Raw genomic sequence first — 17,713 nt, 5'->3', positions numbered from 1 at the left:
TTATAGAGGACATTTCTATGAATAGCCATGCAACTGTAATGAACGGCCAGCAGACACCTGCGGTTGGGCAACCCTATACACGAAATGAAGCTGCGTGCCACGACCTGAGTTTCCGGGTTCGCGATTTGAATCTGTGGTATGGCAAAAACCAAGCGCTGAAGAATCTAAATATTGATCTTTTTCAGAAAAATGTGACGGCGCTGATTGGCCCTTCGGGGTGTGGTAAGTCGACGTTCTTACGCTGTTTGAATCGTATGAACGACCTGATTCCTAGCGTACGCACCGAAGGCCTGGTCGAGATGGACGGGTTGGACGTTAACGCACCTAAAATGGATGAAGTGGCGCTCCGTCGCCGGGTGGGCATGGTTTTCCAAAAGCCTAATCCGTTTCCTAAGTCGATCTTTGAAAATATCGCTTACGCACCACGCATGCACGACTTGGTCAGCCGTAAAGCCGAGCAGGAAGAATTGGTTGAAAAAGCGCTGCGTGACGCTGGGTTGTGGAACGAGGTGAAAGACAAGCTGCATGAGCCAGGCACCTCTCTGTCCGGTGGTCAGCAACAGCGGTTGTGTATTGCCCGCGCTATTGCGGTTCAGCCTGATGTGATTTTGATGGATGAGCCAACCTCAGCGCTTGATCCTATTTCCACCGCCACCATCGAAGACCTGATGGACAAGCTGAAAGAGAAATTCACCATCATTACCGTGACGCATAATATGCAGCAGGCGGCGCGGGTGGCGGACTACACGGCGTTCTTCCACCTGGGGGAAATCATTGAGTACAACGACACCAAAGTGATGTTCTCAACCCCGGCACAGAAGAAGACCGAGGACTATATCTCTGGTCGTTATGGTTAATTAATGCTTGCTAATTAATACTTACTACGCAGGCCTACTACACGGTGGTGGGCCTGTTTGTTAGTAGGCGTTTTTTTAAGTGGTTATATATGTTTTAACGTATATAGCCGTTATGCTTTCTCTTAATAGATTGTGTAACCGTTAGCTTAGGAGGCACTCATGGCACTACGTATTGGCATTAACGGCTTTGGGCGGATTGGGCGTTTGGCATTGCGCAGTTTGTGGGGGCAGGTAGACGCTGGCGCGGTAGCAATAACACGCATTAACGACCCGGGCGGCGATGCGGCAACCTTTGCCCACCTGCTGGAGTTTGATTCAGTTCACGGGCGCTGGACACCAGGGAAGGGTATCTTGGCAACCGATGACGCTATCGTTCTCGATGGAAAAACTGTCGTCTTTAGCGCTAATAAAGCAATTGCCGATAGCGATTGGTCGAACTGCGATATCGTGATCGAGTGCTCGGGCGTAATGAAAACCACTGATAAACTGCAGGCGTACATTGATCAAGGCGTCGGTCGTGTGGTGGTGAGTGCGCCTATGAAAGAGGCGAACGTGCTTAATGTGGTGGTGGGGGTGAACGACCACCTTTACGATCCTGCTCAACATAAGATCGTTACCGCTGCCAGTTGCACCACCAACTGCCTGGCACCGGTGGTCAAAGTCATTCAGGAAACCTTTGGTATCCGCCATGGCTCGATGACCACGGTGCACGACATCACCAACACTCAAACCATTTTAGATGCCCCGCATAAAGACCTGCGCCGCGCCCGGGCTTGCGGCATGAGCTTAATCCCCACCACCACCGGCTCGGCCAAAGCCATCACTGCTATTTTCCCCGAACTGGAAGGCAAGCTAAACGGTCACGCGATTCGTGTGCCGCTGGCTAACGCTTCGCTTACCGATATGGTGTTCGAGCTTGAGCGCGAAGTGACCGTCGAAGAGATCAATCAGGCGCTAAAAGCCGCGGCTGATGGCGAGCTTGCCGGTATTTTGGGCTATGAAGAGCGCCCGCTAGTGTCGATTGATTACCGCACCGACCCGCGCAGCTCGATCATTGATGCGCTCTCCACCATGGTGATCAATGGCACCCAGCTAAAACTCTATGCCTGGTACGACAACGAGTGGGGCTACGCCAACCGCACGGCCGAGTTGGCCCTGATGGTAGGTAGTGGGCAGGTAGGCGGTGAGCAGGTGGGCCGTGGCTGATTTATCGTTGTTAAAGCGGGTAAAGGCGCTACCTTTCGAGGTGCGCCAATATATGCTGATTACCGGCAACTACTGGGCGTTCACGGTAACCGACGGCGCGCTGCGTATGCTGGTGGTCATGCACTTCCATCAACTGGGTTACTCGCCGTTAGAAATCGCCATGCTGTTTCTGTTTTACGAAGCTTTTGGTGTGGTGACTAACCTGGTAGGTGGCTGGTTGGGCGCGCGGTTGGGTCTCAACCGCACCATGAATGTGGGGCTTGGGCTGCAAATTATTGCGCTTGCTATGCTGATGGTGCCCGCTAGCCTGCTGACAGTTGCTTGGGTGATGGCTGCTCAGGCGCTGTCGGGGATCGCTAAAGACCTCAACAAAATGAGCGCTAAAAGCGCCGTTAAAGTGCTGGTGCCAAAAGAGAGTGCTAACGCCAATAGTTCACTCTACCGGTGGGTGGCGATGCTGACCGGCTCTAAAAACGCGTTAAAGGGGCTAGGCTTTTTTGTTGGCGGGTTGCTGCTAACGTTGATTGGCTTCCAGGCCGCAGTGTTGGTGATGGCGGTAATGCTTGGCGGCGTGTTACTGCTTTCACTGTTGAGGCTTAAGGCGGATTTAGGCCGCCAAAAAGTAAAGCCCAAGTTCTCCGAAATCTTCTCAAAATCACGTGCGATTAACGTGCTCTCCGCGGCGCGCTTTTGCCTATTTTCGGCACGGGATGTGTGGTTTGTGGTAGCACTGCCGGTGTTTTTATACGATCAACACGGTTGGACACACTGGACAGTGGGTGGGCTGTTAGCGGTATGGGTGATCGGTTATGGCGGGGTGCAAACCCAGGCACCCAAATTAACCCGGTTGATCAAAGGCGATGCGCGGGCACTTACCGCCGGCTGGGCGGCGGCACTGGCGGTGTTGGCAATTTTGCTGGCGATGCTGCCCTTGGCACAAGTAGGTTGGTTAGTGGTCGGGCTACTCGCCTTTGGGGTGCTGTTTGCAATTAACTCCAGCTGGCACAGCTATTTGATTGTGCACTATGCTCGCGCTGACGGCGTCTCCATGGATGTCGGTTTCTATTATATGGCCAATGCCATGGGGCGTTTAGTGGGCACACTACTGTCGGGCTGGCTGTATATGGCTTCCGGGCTGAGTGCCTGCTTGTGGGTGTCAGCGGCCTTAGTGGCTGCCAGTGCATTGATGGCGTTAGCACTGCCTAAACAAGTCGCATGATTCGCTTTTCGCCTAGGCGGTTTAACGCTCACTTTAGGCAGTGCACAAACTCTTGCCTGGGCCTCCAGCTATTACTTGACCGCTATCCTTGTGGTGCCCATGGCCCGCGAGCGGGATTTGAGCTTCTGTGTATTCGTGTGCTTCGACTGTAAGGGCGAGGCGTCTATATAAAGGCGACGCTGTATGAATTGGATTGGTTTATGGTATATGTGATATATCTTGCATTGAGCTTACTTAAGCGAGAATTTATATGACAGACCATCCTTTTTCGTCTCAATCACTCCTTGCTCAGGGCGGTAGTCACCTTGAGCACGAATATGGAGTAATCATCCCGCCAGTATATACATCAACGACTTACCTTCGAGACAGCGATAATCAATATCGCAGCGGTCGAGTGTATTCCAGAGCTGACAACCCAACGTACCGACCTGCAGAAATACTCTTGGCAGAGCTGGAAAATGCGGTTGATGCCCGTTTATTCGCCTCGGGTATGGCAGCGGCAACAACTGTTTTTCAGGCGTTAAAGCCCGGCGATTCAGTCATCGCTCCTAAAGTGATGTACTGGGCGTTGCGTAAATGGCTGCAGACCTTTGGTGTCGATAGCGGGCTGAATGTTCGTTTTGTGGACACTACAAATCTGGACGAATTACGCCTTGCCATTGATGAAAAAGCACCCACACTTATTTGGCTTGAAACGCCTGGCAATCCGCTCTGGACCGTTACCGATATTGCTGCAGTAGCTGATTTAGCAAAAGACTGCGGAGCCCTGCTTGCTGTTGACTCTACTGTTGCTACACCATTGCTAACAAAACCGTTGAACCTTGGTGCTGATATCGTGATGCATTCAGCCACCAAATACCTCAACGGCCACTCTGATGTTATTTCCGGAGTATTGGCTGCACGGGAAGATAACGCCTTCTGGCAGCGTCTGGTTGCCATTCGCGCCCAATCTGGTGCAGTTCCTGGCCCAACTGATGCAGCTCAATTACTACGTGGAATGCGAACCTTGTTTTTACGGGTGCGGGAAAGCTGTCAAAGTGCGTTATATATTGCTGGACAGCTGGAGCAGCATCCGCATGTAATTGAGGTGTTATACCCCGGTTTAAAAAGTTTTTCCGGCCACGACGTGGCTCAAAAGCAAATGAGCAGTGGTTTCGGCGGTATGTTGTCTATTCGTTTAGCCGGTGGAGAAAAAGCCGCTATTGCAGTTGCCGCTAAAACGCAGCTCTGGTGTCGGGCTACTTCGTTAGGCGGTGTAGAAAGTTTGATTGAGCACCGTGCCAGTATTGAAGGTTCTGACTCGCCAGTTCCGCTGGATTTGCTGCGCTTGTCGGTCGGGATTGAAAAGGCCGACGATCTGCTGGCCGATTTGCAGCAATCCATTGATAGCGCTCACGCGTAAATGCTCATGTACGTAAAGCCGCGCGTACCATTAACCCTTGTTACCGTCTTCTTAGCTAAGGCTGTAACAAGGGTGAACCCTCCATATACAGGTGGCGAAGCTTCCACCATCCCTCAACGTTTAAGCTTAACCCTTGCCCTATAAGCGCCGGGTCAATGAACAGCGTTATATTTTGGTAGCGATGGCATTGGTAAAGCGAAGAGTCTGCGGGTGGGTTTGCCTCGGCAATGGCGACCTTGGCAAGCCCACCGCAGCAGCCATGTCTTGGGGAAAGGCGTACGGTAAGGATGCCGCCTCGCTGCTTGATAAAGTCTAGTGCTTTGCTATCTATATCAATCACATTACCCATGGCCTATCCAATCGTTATTGAGCCCAATGCTTGGGATGGCTACAGGCATGATGACCTGGTGACCTAGCTCAAAATTTAATGATTAACAGTAGCCGGAAAATGATGGCGGGTCTTGTTTGCAATTCTTACCAGCGCGAGCATCAGCGGTACTTCGACCAATACGCCGACAACAGTGGCTAGCGCAGCGCCCGACTGTAAGCCAAACAGTGCGATAGCCGCTGCCACCGCCAGTTCAAAGAAGTTGCTGGCGCCGATCATCGCCCCCGGTGCGGCAATGTTATGTGGCAATCGCCAGGTTTTAGCCCAGCCATAGGCGATAAAGAAGATCAGGAACGTTTGAATAATCAGCGGTATCGCGATCAATACGATATGCAGCGGATTATTGAGAATGACCTCACCCTGGAAGGCGAATAGCAGCACTAGGGTAATGATCAAGCCAATCGGGGTGATAGGGCCAACCCGCTTCATAAACACGTTGTCGTACCACTCGGCGCCACGCTTTTTAATCAAACTTTGCCGTGTGATATAGCCCGCCGCCAGGGGAATCACAATGTACAGTACGATTGACAGGGCGACCGTGTCCCAGGGCACCTGAATATTGGAGATGCCCAGTAGGAAGACCACGATAGGGGCAAACGCGAACAGCATAATTAGATCATTAAGCGCCACTTGTACCAGAGTGTAGGCGGCATCGCCGCGGGTTAGGTAGCTCCACACAAACACCATGGCGGTACACGGCGCAGCCCCAAGCAGAATTGCACCGGCTAAATACTGGCTGGCTAGCTCGGCGGGAATAAACGGTCGAAAGATCACCATCAGAAATAGCCAGGAGATGGCGAACATAGTGAAAGGTTTGATCAACCAGTTCACTGATGTAGTGATGATCAAACCTTTTGGCTGACGACGCACACCCAGTAGCGAGGTGAAGTCAATTTGCGCCATCATGGGGAATATCATCGCCCAAATGAGTACCGCCACCGGAATCGATACCTGCGCCACTTCAAAACGTGACAGCGTTTCCGGTACTGCTGGGATCAATTGCCCAACTAAGATGCCTACCACAATGGCGAGTGCTACCCATAGCGTGAGGTAGCGCTCAAAAATTCCCATGCCTTCGGCGGTAGAGGGTGAGGCGTTGTCTTGCAGTGCTGGCATGTGAAGCTCCTGATTAGATGGCGCGTTGATTAACCCGCTTTGAGACTTCTTCGGCGCTCTCTTTGCGCTCCGAATAACGATCCGTCAGCACGTCACTGCGATCACGCACTAGTAGAGTGAATTTCACCAGCTCTTCCATGACATCCACGATACGGTCATAAAACGGTGAAGGCTTCATCCGGTCTTTATCATCAAACTCCATAAAGGCTTTGGGTATCGAGGACTGATTGGGAATCGTCAGCATACGCATCCAACGCCCCAAGATGCGTAGCTGATTGACCGTATTGAAGGACTGCGAACCGCCGCAGACCTGCATTACTGCCAAGGTTTTGCCCTGAGTAGGGCGGACGCCACCCAGGGCAAGGGGGATCCAATCTATTTGCGCCTTCATAATGCCGGTCATTGCGCCGTGACGTTCGGGGGAGCACCACACCATCCCTTCTGCCCATTGGGCCAATTGGCGTAGCTCATCGACTTTGGGGTGGCTGGCATCTTCTGCATCCGGTAACGGCAGCCCCCTGGGGTCAAAGATTCTTGTTTCTGCGCCCATGGCATTGAGTAAATGTGCGGCTTCCTCAACCGCTAACCGGCTGAAAGAGCGCTCACGCAGAGAGCCGTATAGCAGCAATATTTTAGGTGCGTGTTCAGTGCTATGTGGAATCCTCAGCCGTTCGCTGCTGGGCGGTTCAAAGAGTTCAGCGTCTATATTAGGCAGATCATTCAGGTCGGAAAAATCAGTCAGTGAGGTCATCGCGGTTTACTCGGATTGGGTCTTAATAGCTTGATGATTCCATCATATATGTTTTTTCGTATATTTCTAGGGCAACTGTGTGCCTGCAATATTGCCGTCATGAACCCGGCGTAGAGTGACAGCCACTAACTACATAAGAGGCTGTTTATTTATGACGAAGCGCCGCGTGTTGTTCCTCTGCAATGCTAACTCTGCACGGTCTCTGATGGGGGAGGCGTTGCTTCGCCATTTGGCAGATGATCGTTTTGAAGCGTTTAGTGCCGGTTCTGAACCGGATGAGCCCCATGCATTGACACTTGAAGCGTTGCGTAAACACGGGCTCCCCACCGAGGGCCTGCGCAGTAAGTCGTTGGATGAGTTTGAAAGCAAGACCTTCGATTTTGTCATTGTGCTGTGCGACAAATCCCAGCAAGCCTGCCGCGATTGGCAAGGGGAGGCGGGCGAAGTTCTATCCTGGGATATTCGTGACCCTCGCTTGATCGGCAAGTCAGATGCTTATGAGCAGGCATTATTAGAGATTCGTCGGCGCCTACAGCTCTGGCTGCCTCTCCACACATCTGATTAACCTTACTGAAAGGGGCGGGTCGAGATGAAATGGATTAATAACTTAAGCGTCAAGGCAAGTTGGACGCTTGTATTAGTGGCCTTTAGCGGCCTGGTCGTCGTCATTGGCGCACTGGGTTTGTTCGCCAACCATTTTGGCCGTGAGGCATTTACGTCGCTTCATGAACGGGACATGGCACAAATTAGTCAGCTCAATAGCGCCTATACCCAGCTGTTGCGTGCGCGTATTCAGATGAACCGTGCAGCGGAGTTAATTCGTACCCCTTCGTTTGATCGACCTGACCCTCTGATAGAAGAAGCCCAGCGGTTGCTTGATGAGGCGTCCGAGAACTTCACTCAATTTACAGCGAGTGATTTTGATCAGGATCAGCAGTCGTTTGTCGAACAGTTAGCTTCGAACTTTCAATCATTTGTTAACAATAATCTCAATCTTCAGATGATGATGCTTGAAGAGCGCGACATATCAGGCTTTTTCTCGGGTGAGTCGCGAGTGGATGATAGTAGCGAGCACTTTGTGGCAAGCGCTGAGGCTTTTATTGGCGCTTCCACTCAGCGGGGTAACACCTTGCTTATGCGCTTTGAGCAGGTTTCATCGCTACTTTTTTGGGGAGTGATTACAGCGCTTGGCGCTGCGCTGTTGGTAGTGACGGTAGTGGTATGGGGCGTGCGTAAAAATGTGCTTCGCCCATTGAAGAAAATCACTGGGCACTTCCAGCGCATTGCTAACGGTGACCTGTCGGCGCCAGTAACGGCGCACTCAAGTAACGAAATTGGTCAGCTATTTAGTGAGCTGGATAAGATGCAGCACTCGCTGACGGCCACGGTTAATCGTCTTAATACGAGCAGCCAGCAGGTATATAGCAATAGTCAGGAGATGACTGAGCAGAACCAGCTTTTGGCGAGCCAAACCGACACTCAAGTGTCAGCTTTGCAGCAAATGGCAGCGAGCTTGGAACAGCTAACCGCCACGGTGAATCAGAATGCTGAAAGTGCGGCGCATGTTAACCAGTCAACGGCAGATGTGTCTCAAAAAGCGCAGCAGGGTGATGAGGTGATTACCCAGTTTATCGCCACCATGGAGGCGATAAATAGTCACTCCGAAGAGATTCAAAGCATTATTCGCATGATTGAAAGTATTGCTTTCCAAACCAATATTTTAGCGCTCAATGCCTCGGTTGAAGCCGCGCGTGCCGGTGAGCACGGGCGTGGGTTTGCGGTGGTCGCCAATGAGGTGCGTGCACTGGCAACGCGCAGTGCCAGTGCCGCCAGTGATATTCGCTCACGCATTGAAGCGTCGAGTGCGAGCGTCCAGCAAGGCAGCATATTGTCTCAGCAGGCTGGTGAACATACACGGGCGATCATGCAAGCAGCGAGGAATGTGGACACGCTGATGACGCAAATCACCCATGCCTCTGAAGAGCAGCGGCGAGGCATTGAGGAGGTCAACCACGCGGTTGCTCAGATCGATACCACTACCCAAGACACCATGCGCTTAGTCAATCAGGCGGCCCAGAGCGCGGAGGTGCTGTCCCAAGAAGCTTTGCAGATGCGTGAATATGCCGGTCAATTTAGTGTGTTGGAGAGTGCCATTGAACCAGGCTTGTCTGGTATTGATAAAAATCAAACTGACTATCCCGAATGGGAGCAGCTCAGTCATCAAGAGGGCGCCTTACCGGATGACCATGAGCAAGCCCGTCGTCAGGCGGGATTATTGGCTTCGGCTTAGCATTCTGGATGAAGGAATTTAGCTTTACTCCTGAGCTTACAACGCTATCATGCGATTTTCTCTGAGCGTCATGTAGCGTGTTAGCAACAAAGTGGTTAGTGACACCCTTTAGCTTGTTTTTTCAGCGTTTTCTGAACGACCCTATGCTGCTCTCAATGAGTACCCTATGGGTCGTTTTGTGTTGGCTGGAGCCTCAACCACTGAGTGAAATGGCTGACCGGGTTCACTGGACAACCCTTGTAGTATTAACCGGCCTAATGCTGCTCAGTCGCGCGTTAGAACTGAGTGGTTATTTAACGCTCTGGGGTCGTCAGTTATTAGCTCTACTGCGTGGTGAGCGCCGACTTGCGGTCGGTTTGATTCTGTTTTCGGGGCTTCTCTCGGCGATAGTCACTAACGATGTGGCGCTGTTTATTGTGGTACCACTGACGCTTAGTCTGGCGGGAATGGCAACACTGCCGATTGAACGCTTGATTGTGTTTGAGGCGCTGGCTGTGAATGCAGGCTCATCGCTGAGCCCGATTGGTAATCCGCAAAATCTCTATTTATGGCAGCTTTCAGGCATTCGCTTCGGCGACTTTTTATGGGTAATGTTGCCGCTTGGGGTGGGCTTGATGCTGTTGCTCTTACTTTTTGTTCCCTTGGCATTTCCGAAAGCGTCAATACACTTGGAAGCAGTTTCTGCGATGACGGCTGAGCGCCGAAAGGCGCCGTTATGGGCGGCGCTTATTGGCTATCCACTTTTTCTGGTCGCGGTAGACATGGGGTGGGTGCTATCGGCGCTGGCTGGCGTTTTGCTTTCGATGCTATGGGTGGCTCGACGGGCGGTATTCAGTATTGATTGGCTACTGCTGATAGTGTTTGTATTGATGTTCGTAAATCTAAGTGTCATCGGTGAGCTGAGCGTTGTTCAGCAGTTTATACATTCAATGCGCCAGTGGCCGGGTGGCGATGTTAGTGCTGGCGTACTCCTTTCACAGGTCGTATCCAACGTGCCAGCGACCCTACTGCTTGCCCAGCAGAGTGAGTGGCAGCCGCTGGCTTGGGGCGTTAGCGTGGGTGGCTTTGGTTTGGCGGTAGGCTCAATGGCGAATTTAATCGCGCTACGTTTGGCACGCCAGCCTGGGATTTGGAAGGAGTTTCATTGCTGGTCGCTCCCCATGTTGGGGCTGGGGTGGTTGTTTGCCGCCGTATGGCTCAGCGCCCTGGCGCGGTAATAGGGTCAGGGCGCTTCACAAAAGGCTATATTTTGTAATAGCGCAGCTTAATCAACTAGCTCGACGGCGACAGCCGTTGCTTCGCCACCGCCAATGCATAAGCTGGCAATACCGCGTTTGCCGCCTTTGGTACGTAGGGCATGAATTAGCGTAGCGATGATGCGTGAGCCGGTAGAGCCAATCGGGTGGCCTTGGGCGCAGGCGCCGCCAAACACATTGACTTTGTCGTGGGGCAGGCCCAAGTCATCCATGGCCATCAGTGTCACCACCGCAAAGGCTTCGTTAATCTCGAATAGGTCTACGTCATTCACGCCCCAATCGAGCTTTTTCATCAGCTTTTCAATCGCACCCACTGGCGCGATGGTGAACTCACTAGGGTGTCGCGAGTGAGTCGTGTGGCCTAGCATACGCGCTAGCGGCTTAATACCTTGTTGATCTGCAGCTTCCTGACTCGCCAAGATAAGTGCCGAAGCGCCGTCGGAAATTGAGCTGGCGTTGGCGGCAGTAATCGTACCGTCTTTGGCAAAAGCGGGGCGCAACTGGCGGATTTTGTCGAGCTTAGCTTGGAAGGGCTGCTCATCGTGTTCGACAAGGGTTTCGCCCTGGCGAGAGGTGACCATCACCGGTGCGATCTCTGCGCTTAGGTGGCCTGAGTTGGTGGCGGCCATGGCGCGCTCAAGGGACGCAATAGCAAAATCATCCAGGCGCTCCCGCGTGTAGCCTCGCTCAGTAGCCACATCCTGGGCAAACACGCCCATTAGTTTGCCCGTTTCGGCGTCTTCCAGCCCATCCAAAAACATATGGTCTTTAAGCTCGCCGTGCCCCAGCCGATAGCCGCCCCGCGCCTTGGTAAGCACGTGGGGGGCGTTAGACATGGACTCCATGCCGCCAGCCAGCAAAATATCGCCACTGCCCGCTTTGATTAAATCGTGGGCAAGCATGGTGGCTTTCATCCCCGAGCCGCACAGCTTGTTAATAGTGGTGGCGCCATTGGCATCAGGAATGCCCGCTTGGCGCATTGCTTGCCGCGCAGGGCCCTGCTTAACACCAGCGGGCAGTACACAGCCCATAATGCCTTCGGTGATCAGGGCTGGGTCAATTCCCGCCTCTTCAATGGCCGCTTTGATGGCGACTGCGCCAAGCTGTGGCGCTGTCATGCTTGCAAGGCTGCCCATCATGCCGCCCATCGGCGTGCGTTTGGCGGCGAGAAATACAACATCGGTGGGGTTGCTCATGGCCAATCTCCTTCAGTTTATTATGATTATCATAACGAGTAGTGGGTGATACGTTGACCCGTAGGCGGTGCTGTGGTTCTCTCCAGAGTAACCAAGCAAGCGCTAGTGTAAATGACATGAATGTAATGAATGCATCCCCTCGCCGCAAGGAACTGACGCGCCTCGCTGCTCAGCTATTCGTCCAAGAGGGCTTTGATCGCACGACCGTGCGAATGCTGGCGCAGGAAATGGGTATTAAGTCCGGTAGCTTGTTTCATCATTTTAAAGATAAGCAGGAAATCCTCGCTGCGGTCATTGAAGAAGGCACTCAAAATGCCTTGATGATTGCGCGAAAAGCGCTGGACGAGTGCGCTGCAGAGCCTGAAGTTCGGCTGCGCGCTATGGCACGTGCCCATCTTGAAACCCTCTTTACCGATCGCAATGCCCATGTGGTGGCACTCTTTGAGTGGCGCCGACTCGACCCAGCGGCCAGTGCTCATTTGAGCCACTTGCGTGACGCTTACGAGGCGCTGTGGGTCGCTGTTATCGACGATGCGTTGGAAGCTGGCTTGATCCATGGCGACCGCTTTCTTGTCTCGCGTTTTGTTTTGGGGGCGCTGAACTGGACAGTGCGCTGGTACGACCCCAGCGGGCCACGCTCGCCTGATGACCTCGCTGACGAGCTGGTTGCCATGATTATGCCCACCTCTGCTTAATACTCTGACAACAGCCTCGACCAACGTCTAACGCTACAGCTTATATCAGTGCTTGCTCTCTGAGTCGTTTGCTTTTAGCGTTGCTATTATCTTTTAGCTTACGTTAACGTCAACGGATAAATATAACAACACTGCTTGCGGTTATTCTCACTACGAGCTCATTTCCAATAACACAAGAGAGCCATCATGACAGCGACATCACAATCACTGCCCGACTATTACCACTACCTCGATAACTTTTCCGTTGATCGCGTTCTTGCCCGTCTGGATGACCACCGGGACGGCCTGCTAAATGCCTTTGAGGCCTGCTGTGGTCGTCATGTGCGCGCTGGCCGCGGCGATGTGCTGGCGCTGGTTCAAGAGGACTCTCAAGGTGATATGCATACCTTGAGCTACGCCGAGCTAGACGAGCAAAGCGCAAAGTTGGCAGGGTGGTTTAAATCCCAGGGGTTGGGTATAGGCGACCGCATTGCCTGCATGCTGCCGCGGTCACCACAGCTATTGATTGCAGTGCTCGCCACTTGGCGTATTGGGGCGGTCTACCAGCCGCTGTTTACCGCCTTTGGCCCCGATGCGGTGGACTATCGGCTAGGGCGTGCAGGCACCAAGTTGGTGATTACTGATCACGCTAACCGCTATAAATTCGATGGCCTTAGCCAATGCCCTCCGGTACTGGCGGTGGGCGGGGCGACCAGTGAGCATGCCGATGATCACGACTGGCAGGCGGCGTTGACGCATACGTCAATGAGCGACAAGCCGCCGAGGCTTGCGCCTGAAGCACCATTTCTGCAAATGTTTACCTCTGGCACCGTGGGCAAGCCGAAAGGCGTTGCCGTTCCACTGGCAGGGATGACCGCTTTTGCGATCTATATGGAGCTGGCCATTGATCTGCGTGACGATGACCGCTTCTGGAATATGGCCGATCCCGGTTGGGCTTATGGTCTCTACTATGCGATTGCCGGGCCTTTACTGCTTGGTGTGACGACGCATTTTTGTGAGGCAGGATTTAGCGCCGAGGGGGCGCTGGCGTTTATGAAGCGCCACCACATTACCAATTTTGCTGCCGCGCCGACCGCTTACCGCCTAATGAAAGCGTCAGGGCTATTTGATGACGCCCATGAAACGCTTGAGCTGCGTGCGGCTAGCTCGGCGGGCGAACCTCTAAATACTGAAGTAGTGACCTGGGTTGAGAAGTCGTTGGGATGCCCGGTTATGGATCACTACGGCCAGACCGAAACCGGCATGACGTGCAATAACCACCATGCCCTTGACCATCTCAAGCATGTGGGCGCAATGGGCGTGCCGATGCCGGGTTATCGACTGGCAATTTTGGACGTGGAGTATAAAGAGCTGCCTGCCGGGGAGCCTGGTGTCCTCGCCGTCGATATCAAGAACTCCCCGGCACACTTCTTCCAGGGCTACACCTGGCAAGAGAAGAATCCCTTTGTGGAAGGCTATTACCTGACGGGCGATGTGGTTATCCGCAATGAAGACGGTACCTTTCAATTTGCCGGGCGTGATGACGATATTATTACCACCGCGGGTTATCGGGTGGGGCCAACGGACGTTGAAAATAGTGTGATGACGCATCCTGCAGTCGCCGAATCGGCGGCAGTGGGGCAGCCTGATGAGATCCGCGGCGAGGTGATCAAGTCGTATATCGTGCTCCGCGAAGGCTATGAAGCCAGTGACGAGCTGGCTGATGAAATCAAACAGCGAGTGCGTGAGCGGCTTTCGACCCACGCTTTTCCGCGCATTATTGAGTTTGTCGATGAATTGCCTAAAACCCCCAGCGGCAAGATTCAGCGCTTTAAATTACGTGCCCAGGCAGTAGAAGAAGCCAAAGCAAGTCAATAGCCCATCAAGTGAGTAGCCAAATCAAATGAATAAAAAAGCGAGTGAATAAACCCACCACGATATATAGCAACCATACATAACGACCAAAGGGATACGGAAATGCAGGTTAAGGAGAGTACCTTTTTAATTACCGGGGCTGCCTCTGGTCTTGGGGCGGCTACCGCTGAGCGCTTAGTCGCTGCAGGCGCTCGCGTCGTGTTATGCGACTTAAACGACAGTGTCAATGCCCATGCCCAGCAGCTGGGGGCAAGCGCACGCGCCATTCTGGCGGATATTACGTCAGGCGAACAGATGCAGCAGGCCGTAGATGCGGCGGTAGCGCTGGGTGGCGAGCACGGGCTTTCAGGCGTAGTTCACTGCGCGGGTGTGGTTAGCGTGGCCAAGCTGGTTGATCGTGAAGGCAACCCGGCTGATTTAGAAAGCTATATGAAAACGATCAATATCAATCTGGTCGGCACTTTTAACGTCATGCGCCTTGCGGCTGCCGCCATGGCTAAAAACGCGCCGAATGAGAGTGGTGAGCGCGGGGTGATTATTAATACTGCGTCCATTGCTGCTTTTGATGGGCAGGTAGGCCAGTGTGCTTATAGTGCCTCTAAAGCGGGTGTTGTGGGTATGAGCTTGCCAGCGGCGCGGGAATTGTCGCGCCATGCTATTCGGGTGATGGCCATCGCCCCTGGCGTATTTGAAACGCCGATGATGAGTGAAATTCCTGACGAGGCGGCCCAGGCACTAGCGGCGGCGGTACCTTTTCCTAAGCGTTTAGGTAAGCCAGATGAGTTTGCTCAATTAGCCGAGCAGATTATTACCAACCCCATGCTCAATGGCGAACTGATCCGCTTAGACGGTGGCATTCGCATGCAGTAACTAGATGGCCAGTAGGTAAAAGAAAAATAAAACGACTCGTCGGCTTTTGGTTGGCGAGTTTTTTTATTATTTGCACCAGGGGTTTACTGGTTGGGCGACCAAAGTTCTAGAGTGTTTTTGGGCTAAATTCAAACGCTCGCTTGACTCTGAGGGGCGCCCGCGCTAATTTTCAAACATGTGTTTGAAAGCTCTCTGCTATTAAGAGTTGCTTGGCTTTCAACCCCCCCCCTTTCTTAGGAGAAGTGTGATGCCCAGCTATCAGGCCCCTATTCGTGATATGCGTTTCGTTATGGACGAGATGCTTGACTACCCCGCTCACTACGCGCGCCTGCCAAGCGGTGACGATGCATCGCCAGATGTTGTCAGCGCTATTTTGGAAGAGGGGGCACGCTTCGCCCGCGATGTACTGCTGCCGATCAATCAGAGTGGCGATGAAGAAGGGTGCCTACTGGAAGGGGGCGAGGTCAAAGCGCCTAACGGTTTCAAAGAGGCCTACCAGCAGTACGTAGAGGGGGGGTGGCCGAGTCTGGCCGCCGATCCTGCTCATGGTGGTCAAGGGCTGCCGCCTTCATTGGCGATGCTGTTGTCGGAAATGATCTGCGCCACTAACTTGGCGTGGGGCATGTACCCAGGGCTCTCTCATGGTGCGGCAGACGCACTTCGCCATCATGGCACCGATGAGCAGAAGGCGACGTATCTCACCAAGCTGGTAGAAGGGGTATGGACGGGCACTATGTGCCTAACTGAACCGCACTGCGGCACTGACCTAGGATTGATCAAGACGCGAGCAGTGCCCGCTGATGGCGATGCCTATGCGATTACTGGCACCAAAATCTTTATCTCGGCCGGTGAGCATAATCTGGCTGAAAACATTGTCCACCTGGTATTGGCAAAACTGCCTGGCGCACCGGAAGGTTCTAAAGGTATTTCGCTATTTGTAGTGCCTAAGTTCTTGCCCGATGCCCAAGGTAATGTGGGTGAGCGTAATGGCGTCACCTGCGGTTCGCTCGAGCACAAAATGGGCATTCATGGTAATGCCACCTGTGTGATGAACTTCGACGACGCAACCGGCTACTTGGTAGGGCCGCCCAATAAAGGGCTGGCGTGCATGTTCACCATGATGAACGCTGCGCGTCTTGGGGTGGGGATTCAAGGGCTGGGGTTGATTGAAGCCAGTTTCCAGAATTCATTGAGCTATGCCCGTGACCGGTTACAGATGCGCGGCTTATCGGGCAAACAGGCTCCTGAAAAGCCCGCTGATCCGATTATCGTCCACCCTGATGTGCGCCGCATGCTGCTGACCCAGAAAGCCTTCGCCGAAGGCGGGCGTATGTTGGTGCTTTATACCGCGCAAATGCTCGATTTGGTGGAGCATGGTGAGCCGGGTGAAGAGCGAGATCACGCTGAAACCCTACTTGGCTTGCTAACGCCTATTGTTAAAGCCTTCCTGACCGAAGTTGGTTTTGAAAGCACTAACGAGGGCGTACAGATCTACGGTGGTCATGGCTTCATTAAAGAGTGGGGCATGGAGCAATTGGTGCGCGATGCTCGCATTACTCGACTCTATGAAGGTACTACCGGTATCCAGGCGCTTGATCTGCTAGGCCGTAAAGTACTAATGAGTCAGGGTGAATCGCTGAAGGTATTCACCAAAGAGATCCATAAGTTCTGTAAAGCTGAAGCCGACAACCCTGCACTCAAAGAGTTTGTTGGGCCGCTCGCCAAGCTGAATGCAGAGTGGGGCGAACTGACCATGGGCGTGGGGATGAAGGCAATGCAAGACCGCGAGGAAGTAGGTGCGGCGAGTGTTGATTACCTAATGTATTCAGGCTATGTCACCCTGGCGTACCTATTTGCACGCGCGGCCAAACAGGCGTCTATTTCTTTAGAAGGTGACGATAAGGCCTTCTACGCTGCAAAATTGAATACTGCTCGCTTCTATTATCAGCGTCTATTGCCGCGTACCAAGGCCCATGCGCAGATGATACAAGCAGGTGCTGCAAGCCTGATGGCCATCTCCAGCGAAGATTTTGGTCTGGGATTTGAAATTTAATTAACGGCTAAAATGTGAAAAGAGCACTCTCTGATCAGGCGTTCTGATCGGTGGTTTGCGGCAGAAGGGTAGCCTTCTGCCGCTTTTTTATACGCAATAACTTCTTTTACTTGCTATCTTATTAGTCAGGCCTTAAAGTACGCATCCGCTGCCGGGGACGCCAAGCGTTACCAGCGGTGAATGAAGTGTAAAAGCTTCGGTTTGTCAATGAGTTAGCGGTTTTAGGTGTGGTTAGTTTTACATCGAAAACAACGCCCTTGACAACCACCAGGAAATGCGTAGAATACGCCTTCCTCGCTGAGGCAAGCCAGTTCAACGGCAAGCCGTGTGGACCAGTTGGTTTATTAGCTAGCCACCACAGCGAAACAGCTCTTTAACAATTTGATCAGGTAATTCATGTGGGCGCTTGCTGATGTTGGTGACAAATCACCGAATATCAAGGCAAGCGACTCAAGCAATTAAGGTTTTAAAGGATTCGTCCTTTGAGATCTGTTTTGAATGAATTCGTTTGAACCTTGAGCCAAGTTTGATCCGCTTTTGTTGCCCTCGGGTGACATGTA

Annotated in this window: 15 protein-coding genes; 11 read left to right on the top strand and 4 right to left on the bottom strand. The window is 52.8% G+C overall.

Translation table 11 applies throughout. The features are described from left to right. Positions 1–17: 17 nt before the first annotated feature. The 4 genes from pstB to LMS44_RS14245 all read left to right on the top strand — a co-directional run bounded on the left by pstB (position 18) and on the right by LMS44_RS14245 (position 4,684). The gene (gene pstB / locus LMS44_RS14260; protein ID WP_009288023.1) at positions 18–857 is read left to right on the top strand and encodes a phosphate ABC transporter ATP-binding protein PstB; all 840 of its coding nucleotides are present in this window, start codon (positions 18–20) and stop codon (positions 855–857) included. Positions 858–1,016: 159 nt separating this feature from the next. Beyond that, positions 1,017–2,063, top strand: coding sequence for an ArsJ-associated glyceraldehyde-3-phosphate dehydrogenase (locus LMS44_RS14255; protein WP_159176992.1), 1,047 nt, complete (start codon positions 1,017–1,019; stop codon positions 2,061–2,063). A gap of 52 nt (positions 2,064–2,115) precedes the next feature. Then, positions 2,116–3,282 carry an organoarsenical effux MFS transporter ArsJ gene (gene arsJ, locus LMS44_RS14250; protein WP_022522927.1) on the top strand — a complete coding sequence of 389 codons (1,167 nt, stop codon included), beginning with the start codon at positions 2,116–2,118 and terminating at the stop codon, positions 3,280–3,282. Between the two features lie 250 nt (positions 3,283–3,532). After that, positions 3,533–4,684, top strand: coding sequence for a trans-sulfuration enzyme family protein (locus LMS44_RS14245; RefSeq protein ID WP_022522928.1), 1,152 nt, complete (start codon positions 3,533–3,535; stop codon positions 4,682–4,684). A gap of 55 nt (positions 4,685–4,739) precedes the next feature. On the opposite strand, the gene LMS44_RS14240 is transcribed toward LMS44_RS14245, so the two are convergent. The 3 genes from LMS44_RS14240 to arsH form a co-directional block, all read right to left on the bottom strand. Further along, positions 4,740–5,033: a CC/Se motif family (seleno)protein gene (locus LMS44_RS14240; protein WP_022522929.1), complete on the bottom strand. Its 294-nt coding sequence runs from the start codon at positions 5,031–5,033 to the stop codon at positions 4,740–4,742. Positions 5,034–5,108: 75 nt separating this feature from the next. After that, positions 5,109–6,188: an ACR3 family arsenite efflux transporter gene (gene arsB / locus LMS44_RS14235; protein WP_159176991.1), complete on the bottom strand. Its 1,080-nt coding sequence runs from the start codon at positions 6,186–6,188 to the stop codon at positions 5,109–5,111. A gap of 13 nt (positions 6,189–6,201) precedes the next feature. Beyond that, positions 6,202–6,939, bottom strand: coding sequence for an arsenical resistance protein ArsH (arsH, locus tag LMS44_RS14230; protein ID WP_022522931.1), 738 nt, complete (start codon positions 6,937–6,939; stop codon positions 6,202–6,204). 151 nt (positions 6,940–7,090) lie between these two features. On the opposite strand from arsH, the gene LMS44_RS14225 reads away from it, so the two are divergent. The 3 genes from LMS44_RS14225 (at position 7,091) to LMS44_RS14215 (ending at position 10,446) form a co-directional block, all read left to right on the top strand. Beyond that, positions 7,091–7,504 carry an arsenate reductase ArsC gene (locus tag LMS44_RS14225; RefSeq protein WP_159176989.1) on the top strand — a complete coding sequence of 138 codons (414 nt, stop codon included), beginning with the start codon at positions 7,091–7,093 and terminating at the stop codon, positions 7,502–7,504. A 24-nt stretch (positions 7,505–7,528) separates the two neighbouring features. Continuing rightward, complete coding sequence (locus tag LMS44_RS14220; protein WP_009288029.1) at positions 7,529–9,229, top strand: methyl-accepting chemotaxis protein; 1,701 nt, start codon at positions 7,529–7,531, stop codon at positions 9,227–9,229. Positions 9,230–9,384: 155 nt separating this feature from the next. Beyond that, positions 9,385–10,446: a transporter permease gene (locus LMS44_RS14215; RefSeq protein ID WP_498945457.1), complete on the top strand. Its 1,062-nt coding sequence runs from the start codon at positions 9,385–9,387 to the stop codon at positions 10,444–10,446. Positions 10,447–10,493: 47 nt separating this feature from the next. Here the strand turns inward: LMS44_RS14215 and LMS44_RS14210 are convergent, their stop codons facing one another. Next, a complete protein-coding gene (locus LMS44_RS14210) occupies positions 10,494–11,681 on the bottom strand; it encodes an acetyl-CoA C-acyltransferase (RefSeq protein ID WP_022522936.1) in 1,188 nt (395 codons plus the stop codon). A gap of 125 nt (positions 11,682–11,806) precedes the next feature. On the opposite strand from LMS44_RS14210, the gene LMS44_RS14205 reads away from it, so the two are divergent. The 4 genes from LMS44_RS14205 (at position 11,807) to LMS44_RS14190 (ending at position 17,153) form a co-directional block, all read left to right on the top strand. Next, positions 11,807–12,376: a TetR/AcrR family transcriptional regulator gene (locus tag LMS44_RS14205; RefSeq protein WP_035537983.1), complete on the top strand. Its 570-nt coding sequence runs from the start codon at positions 11,807–11,809 to the stop codon at positions 12,374–12,376. A 186-nt stretch (positions 12,377–12,562) separates the two neighbouring features. Next, positions 12,563–14,233: an acyl-CoA synthetase family protein gene (locus tag LMS44_RS14200; protein WP_498945455.1), complete on the top strand. Its 1,671-nt coding sequence runs from the start codon at positions 12,563–12,565 to the stop codon at positions 14,231–14,233. Positions 14,234–14,332: 99 nt separating this feature from the next. Beyond that, entirely contained in the window at positions 14,333–15,100 is a 768-nt protein-coding gene (locus tag LMS44_RS14195) for an SDR family NAD(P)-dependent oxidoreductase (protein WP_022522939.1), read from the top strand. Positions 15,101–15,347: 247 nt separating this feature from the next. Continuing rightward, a complete protein-coding gene (locus LMS44_RS14190; RefSeq protein ID WP_027958464.1) occupies positions 15,348–17,153 on the top strand; it encodes an acyl-CoA dehydrogenase C-terminal domain-containing protein in 1,806 nt (601 codons plus the stop codon). Positions 17,154–17,713 lie beyond the last annotated feature (560 nt).

This window comes from Halomonas profundus, assembly GCF_020865425.1.
GTDB classification, from domain to species: Bacteria; Pseudomonadota; Gammaproteobacteria; order Pseudomonadales; family Halomonadaceae; genus Vreelandella; species Vreelandella titanicae.
The sequence above is the reverse complement of the archived record's forward strand: the minus strand, read 5'-3'. Positions and strand labels throughout refer to the sequence as shown.